Origin of the sequence: Mesorhizobium sp. M2E.F.Ca.ET.209.01.1.1 (assembly GCF_004010375.2) — a bacterium.
Lineage (GTDB): Bacteria > Pseudomonadota > Alphaproteobacteria > Rhizobiales > Rhizobiaceae > Mesorhizobium.
Window position 1 is genome coordinate 68,231 of sequence record NZ_SADP02000012.1, and the last position, 15,471, is coordinate 83,701.

Below are 15,471 nucleotides of genomic sequence, written 5' to 3' on the forward strand. Positions count from 1 at the left end.
AGCCTCTTTCCTTCTCCCCGTGGAACGGGGAGAAGGAAGAGAGGGCTACCCCCTCGACCTTAGCGCGTCGTTCAGCCCCCACATGTCCTTTTCTTCCGGCGCCGTCTCCAGGTTCAGCACCGGGACCTGCCTGCGCAAATGGTCGTGATGGGTGCGCACGCCGTACTCCAGATCCGACAAGTAGAAGCCTTCAAAAGCCTCCGACAGCATGGACTCGTTCGACCACACCGAAAGCTGCACGTCCTCGTTCATCGTGTCGCGGTCGATGCGGTAGGCGAGGTAGCGCGCCGCTGCCTGCTCCCTGGTCTCGTCCTTGTAGCGGTAGATCGCGCCGCGCAGCAGCGTCTCGCCGGTCGACAGCGGAAACTCCTGATAGAACTGCACCGATTCCGGCATGATCGACAGCGCGTTGTTGGGAAAGATGCCGTAGTAGATCCAGGCCTTGCGCAGATGCTCCGGCAGATGCGTGGCCTCAGGCGCAAGCTTGATGTATTCGCGCACGCTCCAGCGCCGGCCGGCATGCGGATTGTAGGTGGCGAAGGACCGCGACACGCCATTGATGAAGGGCTCGTCGAAATAGGTGGCGCCATAGAGGTCCTGCAGCGCCGGATGCGCCATGGCGACGTGGTAGCCTTCATTGTCGACGTCGCGCACCGACTTCCAGTTGACTGGCGATCTCTGCGTCCAGATGCCCCAGGACGGCACCATGTCGGCGATGTTGTAATGCGCCATCTCGGCTTCGATGGGCTTCAAGAGCTCTGCCACCGAAGGCTGCGGGCCGCCCTTGCGGAAGCGGATGAAGATGAAGCCCATCCAGATTTCGAGGTCGAGCGGCATCAGACCGAACTCGGTCTTGTCGAGCTCGGGGAAGGAGCGCGGACGGGCGGCGCCGCGCAGCGTGCCGTCGAGATTGTAGACCCAGCCGTGGAACGGGCAGACCAGCGCGTTCTTGCAGCTGCCCTGGCTGTCGGCGACGACGCGGCTGCCGCGGTGGCGGCACATGTTGTTGAAGGCGCGCACGACGCCGTCCTTGCCGCGCACGATCAGCGCGCGCTCGCCGATGACGTCCATGGTCAGATAGTCACCCGGATTCGGCACGTCGGAGACATGGCCGGCGATCTGCCAGTGATTGCGGAAGACGTATTCCTTCTCGAGCTCGAGAAGGGCGTTGGAGTGATAACTCCACCCCGGCAAACCCCGCCGGTCCCAACCATTGGGGATCGCCACGTCAGGCAGGTGCGGGTTCATCGGAATGCTCTTCTTTTGTTGAATAGTCATTCAATATAGGCATATTTTTCATTGAAATGCAATGGCTTGTGGAAATATGAAAATTCCATGGCGGAAAATTCAAACTCGACTGAACCGGAAAAATCCCGGAAAATCCGGGCCTTAATCAAGGAAGCGCAACGGCGAAATCGCGCGCCGACAGCTGCCCCGGAGAAGCTCCGTTTCGATGGATTGCGAGGCGGACGGCAACGCCGCCGAGGTGGCCGATCCCGGCAGGCTTGTGTGAGGTCGTTTACAGTCGGCCGGCCGCGACAGGTGGCATTATCTGCGTCGACCAGCTTCGAACCAAGGAATGGTTGCGGCAGGGCGAGAATGCCGAGCGCTGTTTCAATCCTGTTACAGAGTCGGCCGCCGCCAATATCCTGTTGTTACCGGGTGCGATTAAGTTCGTTTCATAGCCAAAAAGAAAGATAATGAAGGGAACGACCGATGTTTGCGAAAGTTCATGCCGCCGATACCAATCGCCGCCTGCATGGCCCGGAGCGCAATGACCGCCGGCCGAAGCTTGCGCTGCGTCAGCGCGCCAGCGACCATCCGATGGCGATGTTCATGCTGATTGGCGCCTGCGCCTTTGTCGGCATGCTGGCCGCGCCTGCTTCCGGTCCGGCTTTCGCGTCGATCAACCCGCCGGCCAATGTCGTGGAAGGCGCGCAGACCACGCTCAAGACCGCCCGCCTGCCAGAAAGCGCAATCGACTTTGCCTGCAAGGGCCAGAACTGGGGCGCCGAGAGCATCGATTGCCTGCGCGCCATCGCCGAGCAGTCCGGCCAGCACCGCGAGCGCGCTGTGCGCATGATCGCCAACGCCGCGCCGCTCACCAACACGCCGAACATTTTTTAAGACCTCCCCAGAGCGCTCCCTCCTGCGCTCAAGTCAGGCTCCCGCCGCGAAAATCGGTCGGGAGCCTCTTTTTTCGGATCTACCGGTATTCAGGTGAAGCCGGCCTGCGAATGACGGTTCCCTGCGCTTCCGGTGCTCACGTACGACAAGTACGCTCCGCTCCGGTTCTCGCGAACCGCCACTCTCGGCTCGGCTTGACCTGAATCTCGGCAGATCCTGCGGCTGCGTAAGCTCAGGCCCGATCACTTATCCGTTGCAGGCCATACCACCTGCCCCGCTCAGATGTGCGCGCCGTTGTCGGCTGCGGCTTCGTCGGCGACGGCCGACAGGATGCCGCGGACGTCGAGCGTCGAGAAGGGCTTTTCCAGAATGTGCGGGCGTTGCGGCGGCGGCAGCGCTTCGATCTCCGCCTTGGCGCCGATCAGATCGCCGGTCACCAGCACGAAGCGCTTTGCCAGCGCCGGCTTCTCAGCAAGCAGTTGGCGGTAGATCGCGATGCCGCTGGTGCCCGGCATGCGCAGGTCGGAAAAGACGATGTCCGGCGGCATATGGCCGGTGAGCACATCGGCGGCAGAGGTCCAGCTTGCCACCACGCGAGACTTCAGCCCCATCAACTCCAGTATATCCGAAAGCGAGCCCGCGACGTCGGGCTCGTCGTCGATGATCAAGGCATGGCGCAACCCGCTCGAGCGCGCCGGCCCTTCACCGGCGCTCGTCACGCCGCCGGCAATCGCCGGCAATTGGACGACGAAGCGCGCGCCCTGCGGCACGACCTCCTCGAACCAGATGTTGCCGTTGTGGCGCTCGACGATCGACTTCGAGATCGACAGGCCGATGCCGGTGCCAACCCCGACCGGCTTGGTGGTGAAATAGGATTCGAAGATGCGCGAGCGAATCGCCTCGGGAATGCCCGGGCCGTTGTCCTCGACGGAGAAGCCTGGATTGCCGCGCTCGTTGCGGAATGTCCGCACCTTGATGCGCCGCTCGCCGGTGACGCCGGCCAGCGCATGTTGGCTGTTGATGAGGAAGTTCGCCGCCACCTGCGTGATATGGTCGGCGTCGGCCATGGCAAGCAGCGGCCCGTCGGCGAAATCGGTGTCGATGATGATGCCGCTGGAGCGGGCACCATAGGCGGTGACTTCGAGCGCCGAGCGAATCACCTGGTTGAGATCGGTCTCGGCCTGCTCGGTCGGATGCAGCCGCACCATAGACAGGAAGCTCTTGACGATGCGGCCGCAGCGCTCGGCGGCGGCGCGCACCTTCTCGGCCCGCACCTTGGTCTGCGGGTCGCCGGCGAATTCGTGCAGCAGCGTCGACTGCGCCACCACCACCGCCAGCGGGTTGTTGAGCTCGTGCGAGACCCCGGCGAGCAGCGAGCCCATCGCCGCCATTTTCTCGTTCTGATGCAGCTTCTCGCGCTGGCGGTTGATCTCTTCCTCGGCCTGCAGCTTTTCGCGCAGGTCGCGGATCGAGCCGAAGATCAGGCGGCGGTCGGCAACGCGCATCTCCGTCGCCGTCAGCTCGATCGGGAAAATCTCGCCGGCGGCATTCTGGGTGACGGTCTCGAGGCGCTGGCCGACCATCGGGGCGCCGCGGCCGGCCATGTAGTCGGCACCCGAGGCATAGCCCTTGCGGTAATATATCGGAACGATGGTATCGAGCAGGTCCTTGCCGAGGATGGCGCTGCGCTGGAAGCCGAACATCTTCTCGGCGGCCGGATTGAACTCGATGATCGAACCCGTCTCGTCGATGACGATGATGGCGTCGAGCGAGGCCTGCAGCATGGTGCGGCGGATCACTTCACTGGCATGCGCCTCGGATGGCGAGCGCTCGATGGCGTCGCCGATGGCCAAAGCGATGATGTGCAGCGTCGCCTCTTCCTCATCCGTCCATTCGCGCTCGGCGACGCAGTCGTTGACGGCCAGCGTGCCCCAGAGGTGGCCATGCGCGAAAACCGAGACGGACAGGAACGACTTGATGCTCTGCTTCTCGAAATCGGCCCGCAGGAAGCCGTCGAGGTCGCGCGTGTGGCCGGAGAAGATCTTGCCTTGCCGCTCGTCTTCCTGCAGGCGCTCCAGCAAGGAATCCGAGTTGATGATCGACTGCATGATCACCGTGGGCGACGCCAGCTCGCCGCCGAAATCCGGGTCGATCCAATACGCGGCGACGGACTGGGCGAAGCCTTCGCCCGGCAATTCACGCAGCCGGAAGAGGATGCCGCGCTGGCAATCCATCTTGCGGCACATCGTGCCCAATATGTCGTCCATCTCGCGCTGCCAGTCGCCGGCCTCGCGCAGGCGGCGCACGACATGGACGGCCGCCATCGCGGCGCCGCCCGGGCGCGAGCCATGCGTATCGGTGCGAGCTGCATCAGCAGTCATGGTCATTCCAGGCCTGGACGTAGTCGTTCAGAGCATCCCTCCGTACTGACGGAAACGGCGAACCGCTCTATCGCTTTGTTTTGACGCAATTCCGGACGGAAGGCTACGGCGAAACCGCCGAGCCAACCGCTCGCACTTCCCCGGACCTGCCCTAGTTGGCGTCACCGCTCGGCAGCGAAAAGATATAGCCTTCGCCGCGCACCGTGCGCAGGAATTTCGGATTGGCGGGGTCGGCCTCGATCTTCTTTCGCAGCCGCATGATGCGGATGTCGACCGCGCGCGAGGATTCCGGATCCTCGACGAAGCCGATGGCTTCCGAAATCGCCGCCCGCGTCAGGAGCCGGTTGGCGCGGGTGAGGAAAACCTCGAGCACGTCGAACTCGCTCTTGGCCATCTCGATCACCGCGCCATTGGCGGCAGTGACCAGCCTGCCGTCGAAATCGGCCTGGAAGCCGCCGAAATTCATGAAGCGACGATTGCCGGCTTCGGCCTTCGCGGCTTGCGGCTCGGCCGGCTGCGGCACGCGGCGCAAAACGCTGCGTACCCGCGCCAGCACCTCGCGCAATTCGTATGGCTTGACGATGTAATCGTCGGCGCCGAGTTCCAGCCCGACAATGCGGTCGAGCGCGGTGCCGGCGGCGGTCGCATAGATGATGCCGATCTGCGTTTTCGAGCGCAGCCAGCGGCCGAGCGACAGTCCGTCCTCGCCGGGCATGGCGATGTCGAGGATGGCAAGGTGAAAGGGCTGCGTTTCGAACAGCGCGCGCGCCGCCACGGCATTCTCGGCCGTCACGACATCATAGCCGCTGGCGCCGAGATACTCGGCCACGGCCTCCCTCAGATCCGGTTCGTCCTCGACGACGATGATGCGTGCCTTCACGACGCGCTCGCTCCCGCTTTCAGCGGAAAGTAGATTGGGTATAAACATGATGTCCAGCACTCATCTCGAGTTGTCTGTGGCGGGTGGAGAAAAATGGCCGCACGATCCGTCATTGCGCTTGTATCCGTCGCCGAGGTGGTGGCGGGCGATCTGGCCGCCCATCTCGATCGGCGCGGGCACGATGTGCGCCAGGCGCGCCAGCCCTGGGAGGCGGAGACGCTGCTTTCGGCCGGCGGCATCGATGTCGTGGTGGTCGGCGACGAGGTCACCCAGGCCGAGAGCCGCGAACTGCTCAAGCGGTACAGCAGCCAGGGCGGGGGCGGCGAAGGCGGTCCCGACTTCATCCTGATCTGCCGGCCGCGCGACCTTGTCGACAAGGTGCTGGCGCTCGAGCTGGGTGCTGCCGACGTGATCGAAAGCCCGCTCAACGTGCGCGAGCTTGCCGCGCGCATCGGCGGCCTGCTGATGAGGCGCGGCAGGGCCCCCGGAGAACTGATCGTGCTGGAGAACGCCACCGTCGACCTGCGATCGGCTATGGTCATGCATCGCTCGGGGGCGGAGGATCAGCTTTCCCCGGGACAGGTGGCGTTGCTGAAGCTGTTCCTGGCCAGCCCGCGCAAGGTGCTGACGCGCGACGACATCATTGCCGCGGCCCCGGCTGAGAATGCGGACGCCTTCGACCGTTCGATCGATTCGCGCATCGTGCGGCTGCGCCGCAAGCTCGACACCGATACCATCACCACCATCAGGGGCGCCGGCTATCGTTTCGATCCGCCGGCGTCGCGCAATGAATGAATTCAAGTGAGCGAGGCTTCCGCGCATCGGATTCCCCAAAGCGGTGGTCATTTTGGGGCCGGCGCCTGGCGCTCAGCGCACCACGATGATCGAGGGGCCGGATAGAATGTCGGCGCCGGCGGTTGTCTCGGCGTGGGCGCGCTCCTTGAGCAGCACCGTCGCCAGCGCGGCAAAGCCGAGCAAGCCTTGAGCGTAGAGCAGTGCCGAAAGCACCGAGGCAGCAAATGTCGTCTTCATCTCTTTAAATCCCAATCGCGAAATCGTCGGTGCTTCAGGAAACTCCCGAAGCGCCCGCGCCGCTGACGGAGCCCCCCGCTGCGGCGCGGGCCTTCGGTCCTCTCGGCAGCAAGTAGCCGGAGGGGCCGCGCGTCCTCATCAGCCGGAGGCCGACCCGCCAGAGGGCCTTCAGCCGGTGGACGCGCAGGCTGGAGACAATCCAGACCGTGGCGATGAACAGAGCCATGTGCAGTGTCGAAACCTCGCCGGACGTCATCGCCGCCAGCGCCGTCACCGGGCTGCCGGCCACCGAGCCGGCGCCGCCGAGCGCGATTGCCGCGATGCTGATCCTGAGAAGCCAGGAGCGGAGTTTCGATTTCCTGCCCATTTTCGTTTGCAGATGTCTGTTCCCGTTGCGTCAAATCTGCCGCCGGCCTGTATCCAGATCATGCCGCCGTGGCTGCACTTTGTTGCAGTTTGGTTTCGAAGGTGGGCGTAAATGTTTCATATACAAATGAAATGAACTTTCGTTTCCGAACCAAGCCCATTGTGTAGCCGTCCGCCCACCGCGTCTCAGAAGAGGTCCGATGTAACAGCTGGGCGGAGCTTTTGTTAACTTATGGAAACGAATTCGAAACAGAAACGAGCATCAAGCGAAATAGCTCGGAAACGGACGAGCACGATAAGAGCCCATCGAAATTGAAGCCGGACACAACGGCAAAAACAGAGAGGGATCCGTCATGCATACCGCCATTTCCGCCAAGCTCATCAATATCGCCGCCGCCGCGCTCACCGGCGCCGCGCTGCTCTTTGGCGCCGGCAATGCCGCTCACGCCAACCAGATCGTAGCCAAGGTCTCGCTGTCGCAGCAGATCATGGAAGTCACGGTCGACGGCCGCCCGACCTACACGTGGAAGGTGTCGACCGGCGACAGAAGGCACATCACGCCGACCGGTTCGTTCAAGCCGACGCGTATGCATGAGATGTGGTATTCAAAAAAATACGACAACGCGCCGATGCCGCATTCGGTGTTCTTCAGCGGCGGCTATGCCGTCCACGCCACCTATGCCATCAGCCGTCTCGGCAGCCCGGCCTCGCATGGCTGCGTGCGGCTGCATCCGGATGCGGCGGCCGACTTCTATCAGCTCGTCGAGGCCTTCGGCCCCGGCAACACCAGCATCGTGATCGTCAAGTAGCAAAAGAGGCCGGGAACCCCGGCCTCTTTTGAGAATAGCGAATAGCGTCTTCCGGCGCGAACGCCTTTTCTTTCCCTATTCGCTACTCCCTATTCGCTATTGCCTCCGCTCAGCTCGGCAACGCCGGCATCAGCTTCGGATCAGGCTTCTCGGCGAGATGCGGCAGGTCCTTGCTGGCGATGAAGGTGTAGAACATCGGCACGACGAAGAGCGTGAACATGGTGCCGACCAGGATGCCGGTGAAGATGACCAGGCCCATCGAATAGCGGGCGGCCGCGCCCGCGCCGCTGGAGATGATCAGCGGCACGACGCCCAGCGCCATGGCCGCCGTCGTCATCAGGATCGGCCGCAGGCGCACCTTGGCCGAAGCGATGATGGCGTCGCGGCGGCGCATGCCGTGGATCTCACGCTGCTGGTTGGCGAACTCCACCAGCAGAATGCCGTGCTTGGTGATCAGGCCGATCAGCGTGATCAGGCCGACCTGGGTGTAGATGTTGAGCGTCCCCAGCCCGATGTTTAGCGGCACGATGGCGCCGAAGATCGACAGCGGCACCGCCATCATGATGATCAGCGGGTCGCGGAAGCTCTCGAACTGGGCCGCCAGCACTAGATAGATCACGACCACCGCCGCGGCGAAGGCGATCAGGATGGTGTTGCCCTGTTCCTTCTCTTGCCGCGACTGACCGGAATAGTCGACGAAGAAGGTGTCCGGCAGGGTCTCCTTGGCGAGATCCTCCAGCACCTTCAAGCCGTCGCCGGTGGTCACGCCGGGCAGTGGCAAGGCCGAGATCGTCGAGGAGTTCAGCTGGTTGAACTGCTCGATGGCGGCCGGCGAGGCATTGGTCGAGATCTTCACCACAGCCGACAGCGGCACCATCTTGCCGTCGACACTGCGAACGAAATATTCGCCGAGCTTCTCGGGGTTGTCGCGGAATTCCTGCGGCACCTGCGGGATGATGTCGTAGCTGTTGGAATCGCGGTCGAACTGGGCCACCTCGGCGCCGCCGACAAGCAGCGTCAACGTGTTGCCGATATCGGCGATCGGCAGGTTCAACGCCGCCGCGCGCTCGCGGTCGATGGTGACGGTCACCTGCGGCGCGTCGTAGGCCATGGAGTTCTGGACGACGATGAAGCGGCCGGAAGCCTGCGCCTTGTTCTTGATCTTCTCCGCCTGGTCGAAGACCTCGGAAGGATCGCCGATCGAGCGAACCACCATGGAGATGGGCAGACCGCCGCCGGAGCCGGGCAGCGTCGGCGGCGCGAAGACGAAGGCCTGAACGCCGGCGACCTTGGCGAGCCGTGCGGTGATGTCGGCCTGCAGTTCCTTCGAACTGCGCTTGCGGTCGGCCCAATCCTTGAAGGCGAAGCCGACGAAAGCACCGTTGGTCGCGCCGCCGAAGGCGACGGCCGAGAATTGCGCCCTGGTCTCCGGGATATCCCTCACCAGGCCGAGCATCTGGTTGACGTAGGTCTCCGTGTAGTCCGACGTCGCGTAGCGCGGCGCAGTCACGATCGAGAGCAGGAAGCCCTGATCTTCCTCCGGCGCAAGCTCGGTCGAGGTCTTGGTGAACATGAAGCCGGTAAGCGCAACAAGCGCCACGACGATGATCAACGTCACCGGCCGGTTTCTCAAGGAGGCGGTGACCGCGCGCTCGTAGACATGCTCGACTCGGCCGAAGATACCATCGACGATGCGCTGGAAGCGGCCATGCGCGCCGGCCTTCAGCAGGCGCGCCGACATCATCGGCGTGATGGTCACCGCGATCAGGCCGGACAGCACCACGGAGCCGGCTAGCGTGACCGCGAATTCGCGGAACAGCGCGCCGGTCAGACCGCCGGTGAAGGCAAGCGGCGCGAACACCGCGGCCAGCGTGATGGTCATGGCGACGATGGCCGAGAAGATCTCGCGCATGCCGTTGAAGGCCGCCTGCATCGGCGACATGTGGTCCTCTTCCATGTGGCGATGGATGTTTTCCACCACCACGATGGCATCGTCGACGACGAGGCCGATCGCCAGCACCATGGCAAGCAGCGACAGAAGGTTGATCGAGTAGCCGACTGCAAACAGGATGAAGCAGACGCCGATCAGCGACAGCGGGATCGTCACGATCGGCATCATCACCGAGCGGAACGAGCCCAGGAACAGAAGGATCACCACGATGACGATGGCAACCGCCTCGCCGATGGTCTTGAACACTTCCTCGATCGAGGCGCTGATCTGGCCGGTGGCGTCGTAGACGACCTCGATCGTCATGCCTTTCGGCAGCGTTTCCTGAATCACCGGCACGAGCTTGGTGACCGCGGCCGCGGTCGTCAGCGGGTTGGCGGCAGGCGTCGGGAAGATGGCAAGGAAAGTGCCGGGCTTGCCGTTGAAGCTCACCCTGGTGTCGGTGTTCTCTGCGCCGAGCTCGACACGCGCGACATCGCGCAGGCGCACAACCTCGCCGTTCGTCGAGCGGATCGGGAGCTGGGCGAACGCCTCCGGCGTCTGCAGGGTCGAATGCACGGTGATCGAGGAGACCACATACTCGTTCTGGGTGTTGCCGGGCGCCGACAGGAAGTTCGAGTTGTTGATCGCGGTCAGCACGTCCACGGCCGTGGCGCCACGCGCGGCGAGGCGGATCGGATCGATCCAGATGCGCATGGAATATTCCTGGGCGCCGAAGATCTGGACATTGGCGACACCTTCCACGGTCGAGATGCGCGGACGAATGACGCGCTCGATATACTCGGTGAGCTGCTCCTTCGTCATGTTCGGGTTCTGCATCGAGATGTACATCATCGCGAACTGCTGCCCGGTGCCCTTGACGATGACCGGATCCTTGGAGGCATCCGGCAAGGTGCCGCGCACGCCCTGAACCTTGGACAGCACCTCGGTGAGCGCGACGTCCGGATTGGAGCCAAGTTTCATCTGCACCGTCACCGTGCTTGACGACGGACGGCTGGACGAGGTGACGTAGTCGATATTTTCGGTGGAGGCGACGGCGCGCGCTATCGGCGCCGATATGAAGCCCTGGATCAGATCGGCGCTGGCGCCCGGATAGGCCGTGGTGATCGTGATCGCGGTCTCGTCGACCTTGGGATACTGGCGGATCGACAGGCTGAAGATGCCCTGGAATCCCAGAAGCAGGATCATGCAGGCAAGTACCGTCGAAAGAACGGGCCGGCGAATGAAGAGGTCGGAAAAGTTCATTGCTGAACCTCTTTGTTCGCCGATTTGCTGGGATCGATGGTGTTGTCGACGGCAACCGACATGCCGTTGAAGAGCCGGTTCTGCCCGGCCGTGACGACCTGGTCGCCATCCTTGAGGCCCTCGGTGATCTCGACCATACCGTTGTTGCGGCGGCCGAGCTTCACGAACACCTGCGAGATGGCGAGCGCAGGCTGCTGCGCGGCATCGGCCGGCTTCGCGTCAGCCGGCTTCGCCGCGTTGTCGGCGGGCTTGGACGTGTCCGACTGCGGCTTGGCGGCGTCGGCAGCCGGCTTGTCGGTGGCGGCCTTCTGATCGTCCGGCTTTGCCGGCGTGGCAGCGGCACCCTCCGCGGGTTTTGCCGGCACGACCACGAAGACATAATCGCCGTAGAGGCTCGTCGTCACCGCTGTCTGGGGCACGGAGATGACATTGTTTTCCTGCGGCAGCTCGACACGGATCTGGACGAACTGGCCAGGCGTCAGCTTGCCTTCCGGATTGGCGACCTCGCCGCGGATCGAGACCAGCCGGCTTGCCGGGTCGATCTTGGGGTCGATGCCGCGGATGGAGCCGGCAAAGGACATGTCGGCGAGGCTGCTGCCGAGCTTGACGGTCTGGCCGATCTTGAGCAGCGGCAACTGCTGTTCCGGAACCGTGAAGTCGACCCGCATCGTGTCCAGATCCTGGATCGTCACCACCGAGTTGCCGGGGGCTAGATATTGGCCGATATCGATCTTCGGGATGCCGACCGTGCCGCCGAAGGGCGCGGACAATTGCTTCTGATCGAGCACGGCCTGCAGCTTGTTCACCTGCGCGGCCGAGGCATCCGCGGCAGCACGCGCGGCGTCGAGCGTCGCGTCGGTACCCACGCCGCGCCGCTGCAATTCGATCGCGCGGGTCAGCGCCGCCTGGTCCGAGGCGGCCTGCGCCTTCTGCGCCACCAGATCGGCCTTCTCGACCGCGTCGTCCAACTGCAGGAGCACGGCGTCGGTGGCGACCTTCTGGTTGGCATGGAAGAGGATGTTCTTGACGATGCCGCTCGTTTCGACGGTAAGGTCGACGCCGCGCACGGCATTGACGGTGCCGATCGCCTCAACGCCCGGCGTCCATTCCGAAGGCTTGACGATCACTGTCGAGACCGTGGCGGCCGGCGGCTTCATGGTGGCGAAATACTGCTTGATGCCGGCATCGCGCATGAAGTTGAAGCCGACGATACCGACGCACACCAAAGCGAGCAGGATCAGGAACACGGTGATGATGATAAAGCGCTTCACGAACAGTCCCCTCGAGCCGGCAACCGGCAAACGATCGATGCCGGGACACATACCGACGATGAATCCCGATTTCAAATGGCGGGCGCTTTACTGTACCGTCTGGACGGTCTTGTCAATTCCGCATATGCTAATGTAAGGGGATGCGTGATGAAGGCTCGCAGGGCAAATTCGCGCAACAAAATATTGGCCGCCGCCGCAGACGTGGCGCGCGAGGCGGGTCCGGGAAGCCTGTCGCTCGACGCCGTCGCCAACCGCGCCGGCGTCTCCAAGGGCGGCCTGCTCTACAATTTCCCGACCAAGGCCAAGCTGATGCAGGGCTTGGTCGAGAATTATCTCAAGGAGTTCGAGCAGGCGCTGGAAGCACGCATGGCCGAGGCCGACGGTGAAAGCGCGCTCGCGGCTTACATCCAGCTTTCGGCCGATGACTGCGAGAAGCCGAAACCTTCGGCTTCCTGGATGTTCTCCGCGATTGCGGAGGATCCCGATTTCCTGGCGCCGATAAAGGCGTTCAAGCGGCAGCTCTTAGAAAGGCTGAAGGGGGAAACGGACGACCTCGGCTCGCTGCTGATCTGCTTCCTCGCCATCGAAGGCCTGCGCAGCATGAATCTCTTCGATTCGGACGTGCTCTCGGCGGAAGAACACAAGCTTCTGGTTTCCTCGCTTCTAAAGATAGCCGGATAGAGAGGAGCGCAAGCTCCTCGTCTCTCTGCCTCTGAGAATAACCGGATAGGTTGTAGAGCGTCACACCAGCTTCATCCTGGGGACATAGCGTCCTTCCCGGTTCTTTGCTGCGATGCAAATGGAGTGGGACAATGGTGGACGTAGTTTCAAGTGAGGCGGGGATCCCGAGACCGGATCATCCCCTGGAGCAATCGGGCGGCGCCAAGTGGTTCCTGCCGGCTTTCGGCGTGCTGGTACTCGTCGGCATCATCTATGTCGGCTACGCGCTGAGCCAGGATCTGGCGATTGCCAAGACGGTTCCCTGGATCCTGCTCGGCATAGCCCTTCTGATTGCGCTGGGCTTCGAGTTCGTCAACGGCTTCCACGATACCGCCAACGCGGTCGCCACCGTCATCTATACGCGGTCGCTGCCGGCCGAATTCGCCGTCATGTGGTCCGGCGTCTTCAACTTCCTCGGCGTCCTGACCTCGAGCGGCGCGGTGGCGTTCGGCATCCTGTCGCTGCTGCCGGTCGAGCTCATCCTGCAGGTCGGCTCGTCATCCGGCTTCGCCATGGTGTTCGCCCTTCTGGTTGCCGCCATCCTGTGGAACCTGGGTACGTGGTTCCTCGGCCTGCCGGCTTCGAGCTCGCACACCATGGTCGGTTCGATCATCGGCGTCGGCCTCGCCAACCAGTTCATGGCTCCGGCCGGCAGCGCCACGAGTGGCGTCGATTGGGGCCAGGCGACCAATGTCGGCACCACCTTGCTGGTCTCTCCGATCATCGGCTTCTTCGCCGCCGCCGTACTGCTCTATGCGATGAAGCTCCTGGTGCGTAATCCTGCCCTCTACGAAGCGCCGAAGGGCAAAACGCCGCCGCCGTGGTGGATCCGCGCGCTGCTGATCTTCACCTGCACGGGCGTCAGCTTCGCGCATGGCTCCAATGACGGCCAGAAGGGCATGGGCCTGATCATGCTGATCTTGATCGGCGTGGTGCCGACCGCCTATGCGCTCAACCGCACGCCCGACATCAACTATCTCGATGCCTACAAGTCGGCTTCCGTCGCCGTCGAGCAGGCGCTGGGCAAATACGTCAAGCCGGGCGTCGCGATCGCGGATGCCAATGCCGCAAAGGCTGCCGTGCAGGAAGCCGTGCGCAGCAAGTCGTGGAGCGATCAGACGACGCTCGCGCTGCAGAGCTACATCCACAACACGACCGCCGGGCTGCAGCCTTACGCCTCGGTCGACAATGTTCCGACCGACCTGGTCAGCAACGCGCGCAACGACATCTACCTGATCGGCGAGGCGCTGAAGCTGATCGACAAGAAGAAGCTGCTGCCGATGCAGGACGCCGACCTGAAGGCGGTCACCGACTATCACAAGGCGGTCGACAACGCGACGAAGTTCATCCCGCTGTGGGTGAAGATCGCCGTGGCGCTGGCGCTCGGGCTCGGCACCATGGTCGGCTGGAAGCGTATCGTCGTCACCGTCGGCGAGAAGATCGGCAAGAGCCACCTGACCTATGGCCAGGGCGCCGCCGCCGAGCTGGTCGCGATGATCACCATCGGCATGGCCGACCGCCTCGGCCTGCCGGTGTCGACCACTCATGTGCTGTCGTCCGGCGTCGCCGGCACGATGGCGGCCAACGGCTCCGGCCTGCAGTGGTCGACGGTGCGCAACCTTCTGCTGGCCTGGGTGCTAACGCTGCCCTGCTCGATCGCGCTGGCCTTCGTGCTCTTCGTGATCTTCCGCCAGGTGTTCTGAGCGGAAAGACACTCAAGGAAACGGCGCGGCTCGCGGCGCCGTTTCCGTCAGCGCAGCCTCAGCCCCTGTTGCGGCGGCGCAACTGGCGCAGCGACAACATGTGCAACAGGATCGAGCTTGGCACCACGAAAGCAGGGGTCAGCACACCCGGATAGGCGCCGGCGCCGATGCTCTGCACATCCGGAACGATCAGTTGTGCCGGACCGGGAGAGGTGATCACGCCCATGGTAACCGCGACCGCTAAATCGGTAAGGCCGAGGATGTTCCAGAGAGTCGCTGCTCTTCGGCCTCCGACTGTGCCGGTCGCCACCGCCAACGCCGCGGGCAAGGCGAGCAGCCCAGTCAGCACATCGCCGATGCCTGCGGGCACCGCGAAGGCGCCGGGCAGTGCGCCATGCAGCCAGGCCGCGAGAGCCCAGCCGCCGAATATGCGGTAGAGCTGAAGCGCCACGAGCCAGCCTGCCGGCATCGCATCGAGAACCTGGTCGATCCGCTTCGATAACAGCAGCGGCGGCGCGCCTATGATCAGCGGCAGGAAGATCGCCGCTGGCAACGCTGGTAAAGACGAGGCGTCCGTGTCGAAGACACCATTGATCGCGGCGCTCCAGGCGGTAACGAGCCACAGCGTATCCGGGATCATGACCACCAGCCAGGTCACACGGCGTTGGCCTGGCGTCAGAGTCGTCTTTTCGAGACCAAGCCACAATCCCAGCGCGATAAGCCCGTGGGCCGCGAGCTGGTGGGCCGTGGTCGGAACGCCGCTGGCCTGGATCGCCGGGAAGGTGAAGATCAGCAGTAGCCAGAGCGCCGTGAGCGGCGCAAGCCAAAGCAGGCCGCGCCACGCGTCACCGGATGGAACGACAGTCGAAGGAACAGTGTCGGTGGTCACCGGCGGTACTCCGTTGAGCCCAGCGCTTTTGCGCTGCAGTCAGGATGTACGCCTGCTTTAAGCGAGCGGCTATTCGCGACAATGTTGATAGGCTATGAAG

13 protein-coding genes are annotated in these 15,471 nt (G+C 63.5%); 5 read left to right on the top strand and 8 right to left on the bottom strand.

All coding sequences use genetic code 11. The annotated features are described in order from the left end of the window. Positions 1-45: 45 nt before the first annotated feature. The gene (locus EN852_RS21630) at positions 46-1,248 is read right to left on the bottom strand and encodes an aromatic ring-hydroxylating dioxygenase subunit alpha (RefSeq protein WP_127876889.1); all 1,203 of its coding nucleotides are present in this window, start codon (positions 1,246-1,248) and stop codon (positions 46-48) included. Positions 1,249-1,716: 468 nt separating this feature from the next. Between EN852_RS21630 and EN852_RS21635 the strand changes: the two genes are divergently transcribed. Further along, a complete protein-coding gene (locus EN852_RS21635) occupies positions 1,717-2,127 on the top strand; it encodes a hypothetical protein (RefSeq protein ID WP_127876891.1) in 411 nt (136 codons plus the stop codon). 278 nt (positions 2,128-2,405) lie between these two features. Here EN852_RS21635 and EN852_RS21640 read toward each other — a convergent pair whose 3' ends face one another. Both EN852_RS21640 and EN852_RS21645 read right to left on the bottom strand, forming a co-directional pair. Then, the gene (locus EN852_RS21640) at positions 2,406-4,508 is read right to left on the bottom strand and encodes an ATP-binding protein (protein ID WP_189546095.1); all 2,103 of its coding nucleotides are present in this window, start codon (positions 4,506-4,508) and stop codon (positions 2,406-2,408) included. 151 nt (positions 4,509-4,659) lie between these two features. Next, complete coding sequence (locus EN852_RS21645; protein WP_245519637.1) at positions 4,660-5,388, bottom strand: response regulator transcription factor; 729 nt, start codon at positions 5,386-5,388, stop codon at positions 4,660-4,662. A 93-nt stretch (positions 5,389-5,481) separates the two neighbouring features. Here EN852_RS21645 and EN852_RS21650 point away from each other — a divergent pair, with 93 nt between their 5' ends. Then, the gene (locus EN852_RS21650; protein WP_127865707.1) at positions 5,482-6,183 is read left to right on the top strand and encodes a response regulator transcription factor; all 702 of its coding nucleotides are present in this window, start codon (positions 5,482-5,484) and stop codon (positions 6,181-6,183) included. 72 nt (positions 6,184-6,255) lie between these two features. Here the strand turns inward: EN852_RS21650 and EN852_RS21655 are convergent, their stop codons facing one another. Beyond that, positions 6,256-6,420 carry a hypothetical protein gene (locus EN852_RS21655; RefSeq protein WP_127865708.1) on the bottom strand — a complete coding sequence of 55 codons (165 nt, stop codon included), beginning with the start codon at positions 6,418-6,420 and terminating at the stop codon, positions 6,256-6,258. A 34-nt stretch (positions 6,421-6,454) separates the two neighbouring features. Beyond that, positions 6,455-6,787 carry a hypothetical protein gene (locus tag EN852_RS21660; RefSeq protein WP_127876893.1) on the bottom strand — a complete coding sequence of 111 codons (333 nt, stop codon included), beginning with the start codon at positions 6,785-6,787 and terminating at the stop codon, positions 6,455-6,457. Between the two features lie 352 nt (positions 6,788-7,139). Here EN852_RS21660 and EN852_RS21665 point away from each other — a divergent pair, with 352 nt between their 5' ends. Next, on the top strand, positions 7,140-7,595 hold the full coding sequence (locus tag EN852_RS21665; RefSeq protein ID WP_127876895.1) for a L,D-transpeptidase: 456 nt from the start codon (positions 7,140-7,142) through the stop codon (positions 7,593-7,595). A 109-nt stretch (positions 7,596-7,704) separates the two neighbouring features. On the opposite strand, the gene EN852_RS21670 is transcribed toward EN852_RS21665, so the two are convergent. Both EN852_RS21670 and EN852_RS21675 read right to left on the bottom strand, forming a co-directional pair. After that, positions 7,705-10,788, bottom strand: coding sequence for an efflux RND transporter permease subunit (locus EN852_RS21670; RefSeq protein ID WP_127876897.1), 3,084 nt, complete (start codon positions 10,786-10,788; stop codon positions 7,705-7,707). Then, entirely contained in the window at positions 10,785-12,110 is a 1,326-nt protein-coding gene (locus EN852_RS21675) for an efflux RND transporter periplasmic adaptor subunit (RefSeq protein ID WP_127877101.1), read from the bottom strand. Before EN852_RS21675 ends, EN852_RS21670 begins: the two co-directional genes overlap by 4 nt. Positions 12,111-12,206: 96 nt before the next feature. Between EN852_RS21675 and EN852_RS21680 the strand changes: the two genes are divergently transcribed. Both EN852_RS21680 and EN852_RS21685 read left to right on the top strand, forming a co-directional pair. Next, positions 12,207-12,740, top strand: a complete 534-nt coding sequence (locus tag EN852_RS21680; protein WP_127865712.1) for a TetR/AcrR family transcriptional regulator — start codon at positions 12,207-12,209, stop codon at positions 12,738-12,740. 131 nt (positions 12,741-12,871) lie between these two features. Next, a complete protein-coding gene (locus EN852_RS21685; RefSeq protein WP_127876899.1) occupies positions 12,872-14,482 on the top strand; it encodes an inorganic phosphate transporter in 1,611 nt (536 codons plus the stop codon). 58 nt (positions 14,483-14,540) lie between these two features. Here EN852_RS21685 and EN852_RS21690 read toward each other — a convergent pair whose 3' ends face one another. Continuing rightward, positions 14,541-15,371 carry an MFS transporter gene (locus EN852_RS21690; protein WP_127876901.1) on the bottom strand — a complete coding sequence of 277 codons (831 nt, stop codon included), beginning with the start codon at positions 15,369-15,371 and terminating at the stop codon, positions 14,541-14,543. Between the last annotated feature and the right edge of the window lie 100 nt (positions 15,372-15,471).

Coding starts and splice junctions, on each gene's coding strand:
- EN852_RS21675 (WP_127877101.1), bottom strand. CDS start 12,110: ATGTGTCCCGGCATCGATCGTTTGCCGGTTGCCGGCTCGAGGGGACTG.
- EN852_RS21685 (WP_127876899.1), top strand. CDS start 12,872: ATGGTGGACGTAGTTTCAAGTGAGGCGGGGATCCCGAGACCGGATCAT.
- EN852_RS21670 (WP_127876897.1), bottom strand. CDS start 10,788: ATGAACTTTTCCGACCTCTTCATTCGCCGGCCCGTTCTTTCGACGGTA.
- EN852_RS21630 (WP_127876889.1), bottom strand. CDS start 1,248: ATGAACCCGCACCTGCCTGACGTGGCGATCCCCAATGGTTGGGACCGG.
- EN852_RS21665 (WP_127876895.1), top strand. CDS start 7,140: ATGCATACCGCCATTTCCGCCAAGCTCATCAATATCGCCGCCGCCGCG.
- EN852_RS21650 (WP_127865707.1), top strand. CDS start 5,482: ATGGCCGCACGATCCGTCATTGCGCTTGTATCCGTCGCCGAGGTGGTG.
- EN852_RS21635 (WP_127876891.1), top strand. CDS start 1,717: ATGTTTGCGAAAGTTCATGCCGCCGATACCAATCGCCGCCTGCATGGC.
- EN852_RS21640 (WP_189546095.1), bottom strand. CDS start 4,508: ATGACTGCTGATGCAGCTCGCACCGATACGCATGGCTCGCGCCCGGGC.
- EN852_RS21680 (WP_127865712.1), top strand. CDS start 12,207: ATGAAGGCTCGCAGGGCAAATTCGCGCAACAAAATATTGGCCGCCGCC.
- EN852_RS21660 (WP_127876893.1), bottom strand. CDS start 6,787: ATGGGCAGGAAATCGAAACTCCGCTCCTGGCTTCTCAGGATCAGCATC.
- EN852_RS21655 (WP_127865708.1), bottom strand. CDS start 6,420: ATGAAGACGACATTTGCTGCCTCGGTGCTTTCGGCACTGCTCTACGCT.